The following is a 15161-nucleotide window of genomic DNA, read 5'->3' on the forward strand; positions in this document are numbered from 1 at the left end:
CCGGAGCCGTTTACATGGCAAAGAAAGTTACTAAGTTTTTCCGCATCGGCGTTGAAGGCGACACCGTTGACGGCCGCGAGATCGGCGCTGCGGATATTCAGCAGATGGCCGCGACCTACAGCCCGAAGGTGTACGGCGCCCGCATCAACATGGAACACATCAAGGGGATTTTGCCGGACGGTTATTTTCGTCGTTACGGCGGCGTGGTTGAGCTGAAGGCCGAGAAAATCGACGAGCCGGACGAACCGCTGTTGCACGGCAAGTGGGCGTTGTACGCCAGTCTGGCCCCGACAGCAGATCTGGTGTCGATGGTCGGCGCGGGCCAAAAAGTTTTCACCTCGATGGAGATCCGCCGCGATTTCGCCAAAACCGGCAAGTCTTATCTGGTCGGGTTGGCCGTCACCGATGATCCGGCCAGCCTCGGCACTGACATGCTGGAGTTCTGCCGCCGCCACGAGAATGTCGAGTTCTCCGCGCCGCTCGAAGTCCATTTCGATTTTGAGCCGGTCGCTGACCCGGAAACCTCATTCTCTGCCCGCATCAAAGCGATGTTTAGCCGCAAGCAGGCCACCGACGATGTGCGATTTGATGAGATGGAAGGCGCCGTGATGACCGTGGCCGAGCAGTTGCAGGAAGCGGACACCCGCTTTACCGAGAAATTCGCTGCACTGAGCAAGCAGGTTGCCGACCTCAAGCAACAGGTAAAAACCGGCAGCGATGCGTTCAGCGCGCTGCAAGCCCAGCTTTCCACCTCGGAAGATTTCAGCCAGCAGGCCCGCCCAGAGGCCACCGGCGGCAACAGCGCGCAAGACGTGCTGACCGACTGCTAAGGCAGTCACACCCGATAAAACCGAACAAAAACAGGAAGAAAAATGCGCAAGCAAACTCGTTTTAAATTTAATGCTTTTCTGTCTCGCCTCGCCGAACTGAATGGCGTAGCGACCGGCGATCTGGATAAAAAATTCAGCGTTGAGCCGTCCGTCACGCAAACCATCATGACCCGCGTACAGGATTCCTCGACGTTCCTGACCCGCATCAATATCGTGCCGGTTAAGGAAATGAAGGGAGAGAAAGTCGGTTTAGGTGTGAGCGGCTCCATCGCCAGCACCACCGACACCGCCGGCGGCGATGAACGCGAAACGGCCGACTTTGCCTCGCTGGATGCAGAAGGCTATTTCTGCCAGCAGGTGAATTACGATTTCCACATCCGCTACAACACCCTTGACCTGTGGGCCCGTTATCAGGATTTCCAGACCCGTTTACGCGATGCAATTGTTGAACGTCAGGCGCTTGACCGCATCATGATCGGCTTTAACGGTACTCATCGCGCTAAAACCTCCAACCGCGTCAAATTCCCGCTGTTGCAAGACATCGGGCCGGGCTGGTTGCAGAAGTACCGCGAGAATGCGCCGGGCCGCGTGATGAATAAAGTCGTGGGGGAGGACGGCAGCGTGGTGTCTGAAAAAGTCCGCGTGGGCGCCGGTGGCGATTACGCCAACCTCGACGCACTGGTGATGGATGCCACCAACACCCTTATCGCGCCATGGTATCAGGAAGATCCGGAACTGGTGGTGATCTGCGGTCGCCAACTGCTGGCCGACAAGTATTTTCCGCTGGTCAATCAGGAACAGCCCAACACCGAAGCGCTGGCCGCCGATCTGATTATCAGCCAGAAACGCATCGGCAACCTGCCTGCTGTGCGTGTGCCGTACTTCCCGGCGGATGCGCTGCTGATTACGCGCATGGATAACCTGTCGATCTACTGGCAGGAGGACACGCACCGACGCCATATGGTGGAAAACTCGAAGCGTGACCGCATCGAAAACTATGAATCCATCAATGAGGATTATGTAGTGGAGGATTACGCCTGCGGCTGTCTGGTGGAGAACATTAAGCTGTTACCGACGGAACCAAAAAAAGATGAAATCGCCGAGCTGGCCGAGGCCATTGTTAAGGCTGTCAAAGTAGCCGCCGCACCAGCGGAGCCTGCCGCTGATACCGAGGTGAAAGCCCCGGAGGAAGCACCGGCAGACGACAAAGCGAAAGGCGGTAAATAATCATGACCAGCCCTGCCCGCCGTCACCTTATGCGCCAGTCAGCGGTCGAGGCCGCGCAGCGGGAGAATGACCCGCTGCGCCACGCCAACGGCTATGAACGGATGATGCTTAAACTCAATGAAGATAAGCGAAAGCTCAAACAGGTGCGCTCACAAGAGCGTAAGGCCGAACTCAAGCGCCAACTGCTGCCGGACTATGCCCCCTGGGTTGCCGGTGTGCTTGCCGAAGGTCGCGGCGCGCAGGACGCCATTCTGATGACGGTCATGATCTGGCGTCTGGATGCCGGGGATATTCCCGGCGCGCTGGACATCGCCCGCTATGCGCTGCGCTACCAGCTAGCGCCGCCGGGCAATTTCGCACGCTCCACGCCATACCTCATCGCAGAAGACGTCGCCGAGTCTGCCACCCGCGCCTTTGAGGCCGGGGAGCCGGTCAACATTGACCACCTCACGCAGACGATGGAACTCACCGACGCAGAAGACATGCCCGACCAAGTGCGCGCCAAGTTGCACAAAATAACCGGGTACGTCTTGCGCGCGGCGGGCAGGGCTGAACTGGCATTGAACCACCTTAAGCGTGCGCTGCAGTTGCATAACGGCTGCGGCGTGAAAAAAGACATTGAACGGCTGGAGCGGGCAATACGCACCGCCGCCAGCCGCTGACAGAACGCGCCCCGCGCCGGGCGGCACGACGGCCGCGACAGGTTTCACCTCGTCAACGCCGTCGTCCACCGCCCCCTAACTTTCTGAGGTCATATGAGCACCGTTGTGATTAAGCGGCCACGCCCGGACGCGCCAGCCCCGCGCCCGGAGGATGAGCCGATCGTTAAAAACGTCTTTTTCTGGCCGGACATTGACCCGGCGGACGTGCGCGACGTGATGCGCATTGAAGGCACCATCACCGCCCCGCGCCTGCGGCTGGCAATTAAAAGCGCGATCGCGGAGGTGAACGCCGAGCTGTTCACTTTCCGCCGCGACCAGATGGCCGACGGCTATCAGCGGCTTGAGGATGTGCCGGGCGAACAGCTCGACGGCGAAAGCGTGCGGGTGAGCGAATACCGCAATGCCGTTAGCGCGATGACCATGGCGACGCTCTCGGAGCAATACCGCAGTTTCGACACTACCGCCACTGGCGGCCGCAAGGCTGATGTGGTCGAAGCCTCGATCGGCGAGCTGTGGCGCAACGCCCGCAACGCGATCAGTAACGTGGCCGAGCGTAGCCACTGCATCATCGGGCTGCTCTGATGAGAGTCTACGCCCTGCAGGGCGACACCGTTGACGCGATTTGCTGGCGCTACTACGGGCGCACGCAGGGCGTGGTTGAGCAGGTCTATTCGCTAAATGAAGGGCTGGCCGCTGCCGGGGCGATTTTGCCCCACGGCCACCCGGTTGAGCTGCCGGACGTGACCGCCGCGCCGCAGCGTGAAACCGTCAATTTATGGGATTAAAAACATGGAGCGCATCACCTCATTTTTAGCCTACGCGGTGGCGATGTTCCTCGCGTGGATTGGCAAGTATTCGCCGCAGGACATCGCCTTTATGGTTGGCGCCGCCGTGGGCGTCGGCACGTTCCTCGTTAACTGGTACTACCGCCGCAAAAGCTACCAGCTGTTGAACAAGCTAGGCGTTAGCCGGAGGGTTTACGATGAACTCAATCGCTAAACGCTGCAGCGTGGCCGCTGTGCTGGCGCTGGCGGTGCTGCTGCCGCAATTCAGCGCGCTGCAGAGCTCTGAGGCCGGGTTGCGCCTGCTGGCCGATTTTGAGGGCTGTCGTTTATCGCCGTACCAGTGTCAGGCGGGCGTCTGGACAAGCGGCATTGGCCACACGGCCGGGGTAAAGCCCGGCAAGGTTATCAGCGAGCGCCAAGCTGCCGTTAACCTCATCGCCGACGTGTATCGCGTGGAGCGCGGCATAGGGCGCTGTATGCCTGTCACGATGCCGCCGCCGGTTTATGACGCGGTGGTGTCCTTTGCCTTTAACGTCGGCGTCACGGCAGCCTGTGGCTCTACGCTGGCCGGTTTCATCAAGCGGCAGGACTGGCGCAGCGCCTGCCAACAGTTGCCGCGCTGGGTGTTCGTCAACGGCGTCAAATCGCCGGGACTGGAACGGCGCCGGGCGGCTGAGCTGGCACACTGCCTGATCGGGGCCGCGCCATGAGCCGCACGATCGGGTGGTTTCTGGTGCTGGCGCTGGTCGTCGCCGGTTGGATGAAATGGCAGATTGTCACGTTGGGTGAACGGCTGGAAAGCGCCCGGCAGGAGAACGGCCGGATAGCGGCGGCGCTGACCGATACCCGCGCGGCGATCGACACGTTGCAGGCGGCGGTAGGTGTGCTGGCGCAGGAAGAGGAAAAGTTAAGGGGCGATCTCACCGCCGCGCACCGGCTGGCGCTGACGCGCGAGCAGAAAATACAGAGGTTACTCAATGAAAATCAGCAATTACGCGATTGGTTTAACACTGCTTTGCCTGCTGACGTTGCCCGGCTGCACCAGCGCCCCGGCTTCACCGGCGCCGCGGATTATCTACGTTGGCTGTCCGAAAGTGAGTCCGTGCCACATCCCGGCCAGCCGCCCGGCGACTAACGGCGATCTGAGCGCCGATATTCGCCAGCTTGAAAACGCCTTGGCGGCCTGCGCGGTGCAGGTCGAAACGATAAAACACTGTCAGGAACAACACGATGTTAAAACCGCAACAGCTCCGCGCTGAGCTAACAAGCTGCCTGCCGTGGCTACAGCGCAACCCTGAAAATCTGCAAGTGCGGGTAGAGCGCGGCAATGTGGCCGCTACGCTTGCTACCTCGCTGTCACATGAATACCGTTATACGCTGAACCTGCTGTTTTTGGACTATACCGGCGATCTGGATTTAATCATGGTGCCGATTCAGGCATGGCTACGGGAGAACCAGCCGGACATTATGGCAACGGAGGAAAAGCGCCGCACCGGGATCACCTTTGCGAGCGACTTTAACAACAACGGCTCTTACGATTTCAGCGTGTCACTGCAGCTGACCGAACGTGTTTTGGTGAAAGAGCAAGGCGATGGCGCGTTGCATGTTGAGCACCTGCCGGAGCCGCCGTTACCGGAGGACGTGACGCGGCCGATGCAGCTCTTTGTTCACGGCGAATTAGTGAGTGAATGGCATGAGCGAGCTTAACCCCTTTGACACCCGGCTGGCCGGGCTGATTGCCAAGCTGTCGCCGCAGTCGCGTAAGTCGCTGGCCGTTGCCGTGTCAAAGCGACTGCGCGCCGGTCAACAGCAACACATCAAACGCCAGCAGGCGCCGGACGGCACACCTTACGCGCAGCGCAAAACGCGGCTTCGCAGCAAAAAGCGCCTGCGCGATCGGGCGATGTTCTCCAAGCTGCGCACGGCCCGTTACCTGAAAGCCCAGGGTAACAGCGATGCGGCCGTGGTTGAGTTTGTCGGGCGTGTGAAACGCATGGTAAACGTTCACCATTACGGCCTGCGCGATCGGCCGACGCAGCACAGCGAGGCGGTAAAATATGAGGCCCGTCCGTTACTTGGGTATTCAATCAGCGACATTAAAGCTATAGAGGAAATAATTATTTACCACCTTCTTGATTTGAATTGATACCAAACCTATGTTCTTGTTCTCTACATTTAAATATGTGTTCATTTAGTTTTTTATGGTTGGTTATTCCCCAGATTAAGCATGCGGAAAAAATCAATATGGACATGAATATAACAAATGATATTTTTCTCATGTCATCCCAAGAGTTTATTGCATCAATTAACTCTTGGTTTTTTTTCTCATCCTTTAATGCAATGTATTCGCATGCTGCGCGATATGCATCATATGGATGTGTTTTAATGATTCTCGTGCAAGCACTAATGTTTAATGTTTTGTTTTCCTTGAATATCCCTGCAGGGATGATTACATCATTTTGGGAAACTAAAAGTGATGTGTCTTTATAGTTGAAGTTTGTATAACCCGATTTTGGGAAGCTACTTAATAGTGATATAGAGAATGCTATTATGATGATGATTATGGCAACTAAGAGGGCGGTATCATGAGGAGATGACTTGCTTTTTCCTACGGTTCCGAAGAAAGAGGTGAAGTAAAAATTCTTTTTTGAAATCTCGCCTGTAAGTAATCCATTAGATAATAATTTTGCATCCTTGGTGTTTGCAACTTTAACGCCATTTAATAACATGAACTTCTGAGTGTAGAATATCTCATCGTCAGCCCTGCCTAAGACTCCTTTTTTGAAGTTCAATCCGGCAATTCTCAATAGAATTCGGAATAGTGCGGAAATCCCACCGCAGCGCCAAATGATAATTGCAGCGCAAATTAATGAAAAGAAAAATCTGAATGTTTCTGGGAACGTCTGCTCTATTCCAAACATTATTCTCTCCTTAAAAAATCCGAAACGATATTAGCAAATTTTTAGCTTGTTGTGTCTTTAGCCTTCCAACCTCTCCTTATTGTCGCCGCCCGCGCCGGGCGGCATCCTTCCAGCATGAACAATCAACACGACATTTTGCGCCTGCTGCGCAACCTGATACGCATCGGCACCGTGAGCACCGTTGACCTTGATAACGGCCTGTGCCGCGTCGAAACCGGCGGCAATCTTACCGACTGGCTCAACTGGCTAACCTGTCGCGCCGGGCGTACTCGCAGCTGGTCGGCGCCTTCTGTCGGTGAGCAGGTGCTGATCTTTGCGCTGGGTGGCGAACTCGATACCGCGTTTGTGCTGTGCGGCATTTTCTCTGACGACTTCCCGGCCCCGTCTGCGTCGGCGGATGCGCTGCATATCGCGTTCCCGGATGGCGCGGTCATCGAGTACGAACCGGAAACCGGCGCGCTGAGTGTGTCAGGCATTAAAACCGCTGACGTGCAGGCGTTGGAGTCCATCACCGCCAGCACTAAAGTGGTGATCGTTAAGGCTGACAAAATCACGCTCGATGCGCCGGAGGTGGTCTGCACCAACAAACTCACCACCGGCACGCTGGAAGTGCAAAAAGGCGGGGAGATGCGCGGGAACATTGAGCACAGCGGCGGCTCGTTCTCGTCGAATGGAATTGTTGTTGATACGCACACCCACGGCGGCGTCCAGACCGGCGGCGGGAAAACGGGGGAACCAACATGAACAGCGCCAAATATATCGGCATGAACCGAGGCACCGGCCGCACGCTGACGGACATCGAGCATATTCGCCAGTCCGTGGCGGACATCCTGATCACGCCGCAGGGTTCGCGCCCGATGCGCCGGGCTTATGGCTCGTTGCTCTCTGAGCTGCTCGACCAGCCGCAGAACGACGCGCTGCGCCTGCAGATCATGGCCGCCTGTTACAGCGCGATTTTGGCGTGGGAGCCGCGCGTTAAGCTGACCGGCATCGCCTTTAATACCACTTTTGACGGCAAGATGGTGATCGACATCACCGGCACCCGCACCGATGCCCCCGGCGCGCTGTCGCTGTCTGTTCCTGTGAGCTGAAACCATGGCAACGATTGACCTTTCACAGCTGCCCGCGCCGATCGTCGTTGAGGTGCTGGATTATGAAGACATTTTGGCAGAGCGTAAGGCGACGCTGATTTCGCTTTACCCGGAGGAACAGCGGGAGGCCGTCGCGCGCACGCTGGCGCTGGAGTCGGAGCCGATCGTTAAGCTGTTGCAGGAAAACGCCTACCGCGAGGTGATTCTACGCCAGCGCGTCAACGATGCCGCGAAAGCGGTGATGCTGGCGTATTCCACCGGCGAAGACCTCGACCAGCTCGGCGCCAACTTCAACACGCCGCGACTGGTGATCGCCCCGGCGGATGAAAGTACTATCCCGCCGACACCGGCAATCATGGAAGCGGATGAAGATTACCGCCTGCGTCTGCAGGATGCTTTCGAAGGGATGAGCACGGCGGGATCGGCCGGTTCCTACCGTTTTCACGCTCGCTCGGCCGATGGCCGGGTGGCTGATGTGACGGCAATCAGCCCATCACCGGCTAATGTGACCGTCACCGTGTTGTCACGGGACGGCGACGGCACCGCCAGCCCCGAACTGCTGCAGGTTGTCCGCGATGCGCTGAATGATGAGGACGTGCGCCCGGTCGCCGATCGCGTCATCGTGCAAGCGGCCAAAATAACCCGCTATGGCATTGATGCCACGCTGTTTCTCTATCCCGGCCCGGAGGTTGCGCCGATCCTCACGGAGGCGAAACAACGTTTGCAAAATTATGTACTGACCATGCGCCGCTTAGGCCGCAGTATCCGGCGTTCCGGCATCATCGCGGCGCTGACCGTGGAAGGTGTTGAACGTGTTGAAGTTGCTCAACCGGCCGCCGACATCGTGCTGGATAAAACGCAGGCGGGTTACTGCACCGGTGTGAACATTACCCCAGGGCGCGCCGATGACTAACCGTCTATTGCCTGTCGGCTCCTCACCGCTGGAAGTTGCCGCCGCTGCCGCGTGCGCCGAGTTGGAGCGCGTGCCGGTTCCCCTACGTGATTTGTGGAACCCGAAAACCTGCCCGGTGCATCTGCTGCCCTATCTGGCGTGGGCGTTCTCTGTCGATCGCTGGGATGAGGCGTGGCCGGAGGACGTGAAGCGGGGCGTGGTTTCGGCCGCGTTCTACATACACCGGCACAAGGGCACCATCGGCGCCGTGCGCCGCGTGGTTGAGCCGCTCGGCTACCTGATTAATGTCATTGAGTGGTTCCATACCGATGGCGCCGATCCGCCCGGCACCTTCCGGCTGGATATTGGCGTGCTGGAAACCGGCATCACCGAGGAAATGTATCAGGAAATGGAGCGCCTGATCGCCGACGCCAAGCCCCTGAGCCGCCACCTGATCGGCCTCAACATTTTGCAGGACATCCCCGGCCGGATTTACACCGGCGCGGCCGCCATTGATGGCGATGTCATTACCGTTTACCCCGGATAAGAGAAAATCATGAGCAAATACAAAGCGATTATTACCACCGCCGGGGCGGCCAAGATTGCCGCCGCCAGCGCGGGCGGCACGCAGTTGAAAATTGTCCGTATGGCCGTCGGTGACGGGAACGGCACGCTGCCGACACCCAACCCGGCCCAGACCAAGCTGGTCAACGAGAAATACCGCGCCGCACTCAACGGGCTGACTATCGATAAGGCGCTGAAAAATCACATTCTGGCCGAGATGATTATTCCGGCAAACGTCGGCGGCTTCTGGCTGCGTGAGATGGGCCTCTATGATGAGGCCGGGACGCTGATTGCCGTCAGCAACATGGCGGAGAGTTACAAGCCGAAGCTGGAAGAAGGCAGCGGCCGCACGCAGACGCTGCGCATGATCCTGATTGTCAGCAGCACCGAGGCGATTCAGGTGATCGCCGGTGGCGACACCGTGCTGGCGACCAAGGATTTTGTGGCCGACGCGATCGCCGCGCATGAGAAAACCCGAAACCACCCGGACGCCAGCACCACGGCGAAAGGGCTGGTACAGCTGAGCAGCGCAACGACCAGCACCGACGAAACGAAAGCCAGCACGCCGAAGGCGCTTAAAACGGTCAGCGATGCCAGCATGAAGAAGGCCGCCAATCTGTCCGACTTGCCCGACAAGGCCGCCGCGCGTGGCAATCTGGCGTTAGGTACGGCCGCGACGAAAAACGTCGGGGTAGATGGCGGGCAACTGATGGAGGTCGGAGCCTTTGGATTGGGAAGCGGCTCACGTCACCGGGAAGATGCGTATTGCAATCAGGGGGAAATCTATCGGGTTAATGGCTCATCAAAGAATGCACCGGGCGGCGATGTTTATGGCGTGCTGAGTTTGCCCTGCGACGGTGGCCCGTCGGGCGCGTATATGGCGGTACAAAACAACGGAAACGCATTCTTTGGCCGTTCAAATATCGCGGAAAACGGTGTGACTTGGTTTCAGGCTTACACCACCAAATTTAAGCCGACTGCGGCAGACGTCGGGGCATGGAGCATAACAGAAGCCGATGGCCGTTTTCTGATGCTTTCCGGCGGCACAGTAAAAAAACTGGCGATTAAGACCGGCAACGCAGAAACAGAGGGTAGCACACTCAATATTGAGGGAAATCAGCATACGCCATTGGTGATGAGCCGTCTCTCTGCTCAGGGAAATCTCTCAATCGGATTCCAAGTCGCCGGAAAGGCGTTAATGCGCCTTGGTGTTGGGGCTGATGACGAGTTGCATTGGGGGGCTGAAGCTAATCAGGCGTCGAACCCGCGCATTTATACGACGGCGAAGCCACCTACAGCCCAAGAAACAGGGGCGTTGACGGATGCGCAGGCCGTGCAGAAATATGCGCTGCGCTCTATCAAAGTCAACGGTAAGCCGCTGAGCGGCGATGTCAATCTGTTGGCCGGTGATGTCAACGCATGGAACAAAACCGAAGCGGATGGCCGCTATGTAAAACAGACCGGCGACACGATGAAAGGGGCGTTAACTCTGCCGCGTATCGTATTCCCGAACGAAAATACCGCCAATGCTGACGATGACTTAAATCGCGAAAATGGCTTTACCGTTGAGTCATTGGTTGCCACTACCAATAAGGGGTATCCCGTGCCGGGCGGCATGGGGGTGTTGTTTACCGGGAAAGTGAACGAGTTCCGCAATGTGCAATTTGCCGTAGGCTCCGGCGATATGGCGTTTTATTTGCGCTCGATGCGAAAAGACAGCACGGCTTCGCTCCGCTGGGCGCGAGTTTATACGACGGACTACAAACCAACGGCGGCCGATGTTGGCGCCCTGACTGACGCGCAGGCCGTCCAAAAATACGCACTCCGATCCATCAAGGTGAACGGTAAGCCACTGTCCGCTGATGTGAATTTGTTGGCCGGTGACGTTAACGCCTGGAATAAAACCGAAGCAGATGGCCGCTATCTGGCGAAGACCGGCGGGCAGTTAACCGGGACGCTAAAGACCAGCGCGGAGATCCAATCTACCCATATTGATAATTATCGCATGGTCGGCGGCGGGTTCGGTTCCTTCTGGCGCAATGACGGCAATCGGCTTTATCTGCTGCTGACAAACGAAAATGACCAATACGGCACATTCAACGCCCTGCGTCCGTTCTCTGTGGATGTCAGAACCGGCGCCGCCGCTTTTGAGTCGGGTATTCATCTCGGCGGTAAATGGCCTGCGATCACCACCTCCAGCGGGACGACGTGGCACCCAGACGGCAACGTTCAAGGCAGTTGCTGGGGCGGCTACCTCAGCAACTGGCTTAATCAAAATATCTCGGCTGCGCAGAACAATGCGCAGAACTGGGCCTATCAGAATCTGGTTCAGGGTGTGCGCATGGCCGGGCGCACGGTTATTGCGGATACCGGCGGGCGCATCGATTTACCGTCGGGCTGTGTTTATACGGGTATGTCCGGCTCAAACTACAACCCCTCAATCTGGGGCGCTTATTCAGCGGTTCAGGTGCTGATTAACGGCACATGGGCAACAATTGGAACGGTGTAAAATGCAACATATTAAGAATTTGAAGAGATACACGCCGGAAGAATTATTCCTCGGCGAGAACGTGATTTATCTTCAGGATGAAAACGGTATTGACTGGTACGCCGCGCAAAAATTGTTTTCGCCGGACAGCGTAAAATTGGCTTATGACGAAAGCGGCATTATCTGCGCGATTAACAGTGATGTGTCGATGCTGTGGCCGATTGGCTTATCGGTTATTGAGCTGAACCCGACGAAGCTGCCAAAGCGCTGTCTGGCGAATGGTGAGTGGGTGTTTGACGGTAAGAAGGTGAGCCCGCGCGCCTATTCCGCTGAAGAAATGATGGCGAAGGTCGAGGCAAGAAAAAATGAATTGCTGGCGATTGCGGGTAAGGCTGTTGCGCCGCTTCAGGATGCGGTCGATTTAGGGATAGCGATGGAAGACGAAATCGTGCAGCTCAGGCTCTGGAAAACTTACCGGGTGCAGTTGAACCGCATCAATCCGCAAAATGCGCCGAATATTGATTGGCCTGTTGCACCCAACGTCTAATAAAAAGCCCGCAGCGATGCGGGGCTTTTATTGTGGTAGTTAACAGAAAATGGTCATGGCACCATGGTTGTTACAACATTGGGAGCGCCAATCAAGATGACGAACAGCAGTATGCTTCCTATTGTAATTGCGGTTGCAATTTCATTTTTCATCGTTACGTTTCCCCGGTTATTTTGAAAGAGTACCTACAAACTCTAATGTGTTGCGATATAACTGGAATTCATCGTTATCAGATGCTTTTTCCATTTCTGCGACTATTTGAGAAAGAATATTATCGGTGTTGACTATTTTTTTTCGAACGAGGATAGCAATAACACATCTCCCCAAAGCCTTGCTCATATCGTCTAAACGCTGTGTATCGCTTTCAGTAAGGTGATGAATACTCATACAACCTCCAAGTAAAAAGCCGATAGGGGGCCTTTAATCTAGGTGTCATTTTTTAGAGCAAACATTCTCATCCTTAGTTTTGTTGAAAAAGCCCACCGAAGCGGGCAAAGATTCGTCTCTGGTGTACCAAACGTTACAAAGGTTGTTATAAGGGATTGCGAACCCTAAATAACACTTTCAGGTTAGGAATATTCTAAAATCATGGCAAGTGATTACGAAAGGTAAGGAACGAATTTAGGACAAAGACTTAAAAAAATGCCCCACGGCGGGGCGAAATTTCGTGATGATAGCTACATGAACTATTTGCATGTGACGATGAGAGGCGTGTGTCGTCTATTGGCGACAGTATACCACTTTGGAGGGGTGAACAAGCAAAAAGTGCTGAAGTGAGAAATCTTAGGAAAAGTGCCATTCGAAAGTCCGTGCTTTCGAACTGATGCCCTTAGCGCCATGAAAAAAGCCCGCAGCGATGCGGGCTTTGTGTTTGCGGCTTTCCCTGATGTTGCCGCGCTTGACCTCCAGACCTTACCCCGCCCGGCTCTCCGGCGTCCAATTGATTGCGTAGATCAATGCAACGCTATTGATCGGCGCGAACGATCGTTGTAACCCAAAAATTTCCCCAATCCGGCCCGGCCTGTTGTCTGGTCGGCCTTCCAGCGCCCATCGCGTGCGGCCCGGCGCGCCGGGCGTCATCATGCCTGCACCTACTCACCACCCGGAGCAAATTAATGGGCGATTATCATCACGGCGTGCGCGTCGTCGAAATCAACGACGGCACCCGCGTTATTTCCACCGTATCGACGGCAATCGTCGGCATGGTCTGCACGGCGGAGGATGCCGACGCGTCGGTTTTCCCGCTCGATACCCCGGTACTGATCACCGACGTGCTGGCCGCCTCCGGCAAGGCCGGTAAAAAAGGCACACTGGCGGCGTCGCTGCGGGCGATCGCCGAACAGGCGAAGCCGGTCACGGTGGTTGTTCGCGTTGCCACCGGCAAAGACGCGGCGGAAACCACCTCCAACATCATCGGCGGCGCGAACGCTGAAGGCCGTTACACCGGCATGAAAGCGCTGTTATCTGCACAGGCTGAGCTGGGCGTTAAGCCGCGCATCCTCGGCGTGCCGGGGCTGGATTCGCTGGAGGTGGCGACGGCGCTGGCCGGGATTTGCCAGCAATTGCGCGCGTTCGGCTATATCAGCGCCCACGGCTGCAAAACCGTGCAGGAGGCTACCAAGTACCGCGACAATTTCAGTCAGCGCGAGCTGATGCTGATCTGGCCGGATTTTGTCAGCTGGAACACCACCGCCAACCAGAGCGACATCGCCTACGCCACCGCCCGCGCGCTGGGCCTGCGTGCCAAAATCGACACGGAAACCGGCTGGCATAAGACGCTTTCAAACGTCGGTGTTAACGGCGTGACCGGCATCACCGCCAGCGTGTTCTGGGATTTGCAGGCGCCCGGCACCGATGCCGACCTGCTAAACCAAGCGTGCGTCACCACCCTTATTCGTAAAGACGGCTTTAAATTCTGGGGTTCCCGCACCTGTTCCGATGATCCGTTGTTCCTGTTCGAGAACTACACCCGCACCGCGCAGGTGCTGGCCGATACCATGGCCGAGGCGCATCTATGGGCCGTTGACCGCCCGGTAACGCCTACGCTGGTGCGCGACATGATTGACGGTATCAACGCGAAATTCCGCGAGCTGAAATCCGCCGGGCTGATTATCGACGGCACTTGTTGGTACGACGAAAGCGCCAACACCAAGGAAACCCTGAAGGCGGGCAAGCTGTTTATCGATTACGACTACACGCCGGTGCCGCCGCTGGAAGATTTAACCCTGCGCCAGCGCATCACCGATCGCTATCTTGCGACGTTTGCGGCATCCGTGAACCGCTAAAGGAGACGTTAGAACATGGCACTGCCGAAAAAACTGAAATACCTGAACCTGTTCAACGACGGCTACAGCTATATGGGCGTGGTGTCCTCGCTGACGCTGCCGAAGCTCACCCGCAAGCTGGAGAAATACCGGGGCGGCGGCATGAACGGCGCGGCCTCCATCGATATGGGGCTGGACGATGACGCGCTGGCCGTTGAGTGGTCGATGGGCGGCATTGATGAGCTGGTGCTGAAACAGTGGGGCGCCGTCGATGCCGTGCCGCTGCGCTTTGCCGGTTCCTTCCAGCGTGACGACACCGGCGAGGTGTCTGCTGTGGAAGTGGTGATGCGTGGCCGCCACAAAGAAATTGACTTTGGCGAGTACAAGCAGGGCGAGGATACCGAAACCAAGGTTTCCACCGAGTGTACTTACTTCAAGCTGACCGTGGACGGCAAAGAGCTGATCGAGGTCGATACCGTGAACATGGTCGAAAAGGTCAACGGCGTTGACCGGCTGGCCGAGCATCGCAAGGCGATCGGCCTGTAATTTTTGCGCCAGCCCGCTGGGCTGGCCCTTTCCCCCTGATTTGAGAGAACATCATGAAAGACGTAAACGAAAATACCGTTACCCTCGACACCCCGATCCAGCGCGGTGAAACAACCATCACCAATGTGCAGGTGATTAAACCGAACGCGGGCGCGCTGCGCGGCGTCGGGCTGGCGGCGATCGCCAACGCCGACGTTGACGCGCTGCTGGTTGTGCTGCCGCGTGTGACCGTGCCGAACCTGACAAAAGAAGAATGCGCGCGCCTTGAGCTGCCGGATTTGGTGGCGCTGGCCGGGAAAGTGGTCGGTTTTTTGTCGCCGAACTCGGCAGCGTAATCCCCGACG

22 protein-coding genes are annotated in these 15161 nt (G+C 56.9%); 20 read left to right on the top strand and 2 right to left on the bottom strand.

The window, feature by feature from the left end:
* The first annotated feature begins 14 nt into the window (after positions 1–14).
* From EBA31_RS07290 to EBA31_RS07335, 11 genes are all read left to right on the top strand, one after another.
* Positions 15–830, top strand: coding sequence for a GPO family capsid scaffolding protein (locus EBA31_RS07290; protein WP_122078038.1), 816 nt, complete (start codon positions 15–17; stop codon positions 828–830).
* Positions 831–872: 42 nt separating this feature from the next.
* Positions 873–2057 carry a phage major capsid protein, P2 family gene (locus EBA31_RS07295; protein ID WP_060453263.1) on the top strand — a complete coding sequence of 395 codons (1185 nt, stop codon included), beginning with the start codon at positions 873–875 and terminating at the stop codon, positions 2055–2057.
* Between the two features lie 2 nt (positions 2058–2059).
* Complete coding sequence (locus EBA31_RS07300; RefSeq protein ID WP_033649039.1) at positions 2060–2719, top strand: terminase endonuclease subunit; 660 nt, start codon at positions 2060–2062, stop codon at positions 2717–2719.
* 93 nt (positions 2720–2812) lie between these two features.
* Positions 2813–3301 carry a head completion/stabilization protein gene (locus tag EBA31_RS07305; RefSeq protein WP_023447568.1) on the top strand — a complete coding sequence of 163 codons (489 nt, stop codon included), beginning with the start codon at positions 2813–2815 and terminating at the stop codon, positions 3299–3301.
* Positions 3301–3504: a tail protein X gene (locus tag EBA31_RS07310; protein ID WP_015379118.1), complete on the top strand. Its 204-nt coding sequence runs from the start codon at positions 3301–3303 to the stop codon at positions 3502–3504. The genes EBA31_RS07305 and EBA31_RS07310 overlap by 1 nt, the downstream gene beginning before the upstream one ends.
* 4 nt (positions 3505–3508) lie before the next feature.
* Complete coding sequence (locus EBA31_RS07315) at positions 3509–3718, top strand: HP1 family phage holin (protein WP_031231709.1); 210 nt, start codon at positions 3509–3511, stop codon at positions 3716–3718.
* On the top strand, positions 3702–4214 hold the full coding sequence (locus EBA31_RS07320; RefSeq protein WP_122078039.1) for a lysozyme: 513 nt from the start codon (positions 3702–3704) through the stop codon (positions 4212–4214). Before EBA31_RS07315 ends, EBA31_RS07320 begins: the two co-directional genes overlap by 17 nt.
* A complete protein-coding gene (lysB, locus tag EBA31_RS07325) occupies positions 4211–4639 on the top strand; it encodes an Rz-like lysis system protein LysB (RefSeq protein ID WP_122078042.1) in 429 nt (142 codons plus the stop codon). The genes EBA31_RS07320 and lysB overlap by 4 nt, the downstream gene beginning before the upstream one ends.
* The gene (gene lysC, locus EBA31_RS27030) at positions 4533–4763 is read left to right on the top strand and encodes an Rz1-like lysis system protein LysC (protein WP_238387435.1); all 231 of its coding nucleotides are present in this window, start codon (positions 4533–4535) and stop codon (positions 4761–4763) included. The genes lysB and lysC overlap by 107 nt, the downstream gene beginning before the upstream one ends.
* Entirely contained in the window at positions 4735–5211 is a 477-nt protein-coding gene (locus tag EBA31_RS07330; RefSeq protein ID WP_122078044.1) for a phage tail protein, read from the top strand. The genes lysC and EBA31_RS07330 overlap by 29 nt, the downstream gene beginning before the upstream one ends.
* Positions 5198–5650 carry a phage virion morphogenesis protein gene (locus tag EBA31_RS07335; RefSeq protein WP_122078047.1) on the top strand — a complete coding sequence of 151 codons (453 nt, stop codon included), beginning with the start codon at positions 5198–5200 and terminating at the stop codon, positions 5648–5650. The genes EBA31_RS07330 and EBA31_RS07335 overlap by 14 nt, the downstream gene beginning before the upstream one ends.
* On the opposite strand, the gene EBA31_RS07340 is transcribed toward EBA31_RS07335, so the two are convergent.
* Positions 5622–6425, bottom strand: coding sequence for a hypothetical protein (locus tag EBA31_RS07340; RefSeq protein WP_122078049.1), 804 nt, complete (start codon positions 6423–6425; stop codon positions 5622–5624). The two genes, EBA31_RS07335 and EBA31_RS07340, sit on opposite strands and share 29 nt — an antisense overlap.
* 114 nt (positions 6426–6539) lie before the next feature.
* On the opposite strand from EBA31_RS07340, the gene EBA31_RS07345 reads away from it, so the two are divergent.
* Genes EBA31_RS07345 through EBA31_RS07370 form a run of 6 tightly spaced genes read left to right on the top strand, consistent with a single transcriptional unit; the run spans position 6540 to position 12007 of the window.
* Positions 6540–7169: a phage baseplate assembly protein V gene (locus tag EBA31_RS07345; RefSeq protein ID WP_122078052.1), complete on the top strand. Its 630-nt coding sequence runs from the start codon at positions 6540–6542 to the stop codon at positions 7167–7169.
* The gene (locus EBA31_RS07350) at positions 7166–7516 is read left to right on the top strand and encodes a GPW/gp25 family protein (protein ID WP_060457481.1); all 351 of its coding nucleotides are present in this window, start codon (positions 7166–7168) and stop codon (positions 7514–7516) included. Before EBA31_RS07345 ends, EBA31_RS07350 begins: the two co-directional genes overlap by 4 nt.
* Before the next feature lie 4 nt (positions 7517–7520).
* The gene (locus EBA31_RS07355) at positions 7521–8429 is read left to right on the top strand and encodes a baseplate assembly protein (protein WP_122078054.1); all 909 of its coding nucleotides are present in this window, start codon (positions 7521–7523) and stop codon (positions 8427–8429) included.
* On the top strand, positions 8422–8955 hold the full coding sequence (locus EBA31_RS07360) for a phage tail protein I (protein ID WP_015379109.1): 534 nt from the start codon (positions 8422–8424) through the stop codon (positions 8953–8955). The genes EBA31_RS07355 and EBA31_RS07360 overlap by 8 nt, the downstream gene beginning before the upstream one ends.
* Before the next feature lie 9 nt (positions 8956–8964).
* On the top strand, positions 8965–11481 hold the full coding sequence (locus tag EBA31_RS07365; RefSeq protein WP_238387436.1) for a phage tail protein: 2517 nt from the start codon (positions 8965–8967) through the stop codon (positions 11479–11481).
* Between the two features lies 1 nt (position 11482).
* Positions 11483–12007, top strand: coding sequence for a tail fiber assembly protein (locus EBA31_RS07370; RefSeq protein ID WP_122078059.1), 525 nt, complete (start codon positions 11483–11485; stop codon positions 12005–12007).
* A gap of 168 nt (positions 12008–12175) precedes the next feature.
* Here EBA31_RS07370 and EBA31_RS07375 read toward each other — a convergent pair whose 3' ends face one another.
* On the bottom strand, positions 12176–12394 hold the full coding sequence (locus tag EBA31_RS07375; protein ID WP_122078061.1) for a biofilm development regulator YmgB/AriR family protein: 219 nt from the start codon (positions 12392–12394) through the stop codon (positions 12176–12178).
* A gap of 728 nt (positions 12395–13122) precedes the next feature.
* Here EBA31_RS07375 and EBA31_RS07380 point away from each other — a divergent pair.
* From EBA31_RS07380 to EBA31_RS07390, 3 genes are read left to right on the top strand one after another with little or no spacing between them, the layout of a single operon-like run.
* A complete protein-coding gene (locus EBA31_RS07380) occupies positions 13123–14292 on the top strand; it encodes a phage tail sheath protein (protein ID WP_122078063.1) in 1170 nt (389 codons plus the stop codon).
* 15 nt (positions 14293–14307) lie between these two features.
* Positions 14308–14817: a phage major tail tube protein gene (locus EBA31_RS07385; RefSeq protein WP_023447563.1), complete on the top strand. Its 510-nt coding sequence runs from the start codon at positions 14308–14310 to the stop codon at positions 14815–14817.
* A gap of 53 nt (positions 14818–14870) precedes the next feature.
* A complete protein-coding gene (locus EBA31_RS07390) occupies positions 14871–15152 on the top strand; it encodes a phage tail assembly protein (protein ID WP_046687834.1) in 282 nt (93 codons plus the stop codon).
* Positions 15153–15161 lie beyond the last annotated feature (9 nt).

It is taken from the genome of Serratia sp. P2ACOL2, from assembly GCF_003691565.1.
GTDB classification, from domain to species: domain Bacteria; phylum Pseudomonadota; class Gammaproteobacteria; order Enterobacterales; family Enterobacteriaceae; genus Serratia; species Serratia liquefaciens.

Excerpts from the sequence above, each read along its gene's own strand:
- EBA31_RS07370 (WP_122078059.1), top strand. The coding sequence starts at position 11,483 with ATGCAACATATTAAGAATTTGAAGAGATACACGCCGGAAGAATTATTC.
- EBA31_RS07340 (WP_122078049.1), bottom strand. The coding sequence starts at position 6,425 with ATGTTTGGAATAGAGCAGACGTTCCCAGAAACATTCAGATTTTTCTTT.
- EBA31_RS07330 (WP_122078044.1), top strand. The coding sequence starts at position 4,735 with ATGTTAAAACCGCAACAGCTCCGCGCTGAGCTAACAAGCTGCCTGCCG.
- EBA31_RS07320 (WP_122078039.1), top strand. The coding sequence starts at position 3,702 with ATGAACTCAATCGCTAAACGCTGCAGCGTGGCCGCTGTGCTGGCGCTG.
- EBA31_RS07385 (WP_023447563.1), top strand. The coding sequence starts at position 14,308 with ATGGCACTGCCGAAAAAACTGAAATACCTGAACCTGTTCAACGACGGC.
- EBA31_RS07300 (WP_033649039.1), top strand. The coding sequence starts at position 2,060 with ATGACCAGCCCTGCCCGCCGTCACCTTATGCGCCAGTCAGCGGTCGAG.
- EBA31_RS07315 (WP_031231709.1), top strand. The coding sequence starts at position 3,509 with ATGGAGCGCATCACCTCATTTTTAGCCTACGCGGTGGCGATGTTCCTC.
- EBA31_RS07365 (WP_238387436.1), top strand. The coding sequence starts at position 8,965 with ATGAGCAAATACAAAGCGATTATTACCACCGCCGGGGCGGCCAAGATT.
- EBA31_RS07375 (WP_122078061.1), bottom strand. The coding sequence starts at position 12,394 with ATGAGTATTCATCACCTTACTGAAAGCGATACACAGCGTTTAGACGAT.
- EBA31_RS07390 (WP_046687834.1), top strand. The coding sequence starts at position 14,871 with ATGAAAGACGTAAACGAAAATACCGTTACCCTCGACACCCCGATCCAG.
- EBA31_RS07345 (WP_122078052.1), top strand. The coding sequence starts at position 6,540 with ATGAACAATCAACACGACATTTTGCGCCTGCTGCGCAACCTGATACGC.
- lysB (WP_122078042.1), top strand. The coding sequence starts at position 4,211 with ATGAGCCGCACGATCGGGTGGTTTCTGGTGCTGGCGCTGGTCGTCGCC.
- EBA31_RS07310 (WP_015379118.1), top strand. The coding sequence starts at position 3,301 with ATGAGAGTCTACGCCCTGCAGGGCGACACCGTTGACGCGATTTGCTGG.
- EBA31_RS07295 (WP_060453263.1), top strand. The coding sequence starts at position 873 with ATGCGCAAGCAAACTCGTTTTAAATTTAATGCTTTTCTGTCTCGCCTC.
- EBA31_RS07350 (WP_060457481.1), top strand. The coding sequence starts at position 7,166 with ATGAACAGCGCCAAATATATCGGCATGAACCGAGGCACCGGCCGCACG.
- EBA31_RS07360 (WP_015379109.1), top strand. The coding sequence starts at position 8,422 with ATGACTAACCGTCTATTGCCTGTCGGCTCCTCACCGCTGGAAGTTGCC.
- EBA31_RS07335 (WP_122078047.1), top strand. The coding sequence starts at position 5,198 with ATGAGCGAGCTTAACCCCTTTGACACCCGGCTGGCCGGGCTGATTGCC.
- EBA31_RS07305 (WP_023447568.1), top strand. The coding sequence starts at position 2,813 with ATGAGCACCGTTGTGATTAAGCGGCCACGCCCGGACGCGCCAGCCCCG.
- EBA31_RS07380 (WP_122078063.1), top strand. The coding sequence starts at position 13,123 with ATGGGCGATTATCATCACGGCGTGCGCGTCGTCGAAATCAACGACGGC.
- EBA31_RS07290 (WP_122078038.1), top strand. The coding sequence starts at position 15 with ATGGCAAAGAAAGTTACTAAGTTTTTCCGCATCGGCGTTGAAGGCGAC.
- EBA31_RS07355 (WP_122078054.1), top strand. The coding sequence starts at position 7,521 with ATGGCAACGATTGACCTTTCACAGCTGCCCGCGCCGATCGTCGTTGAG.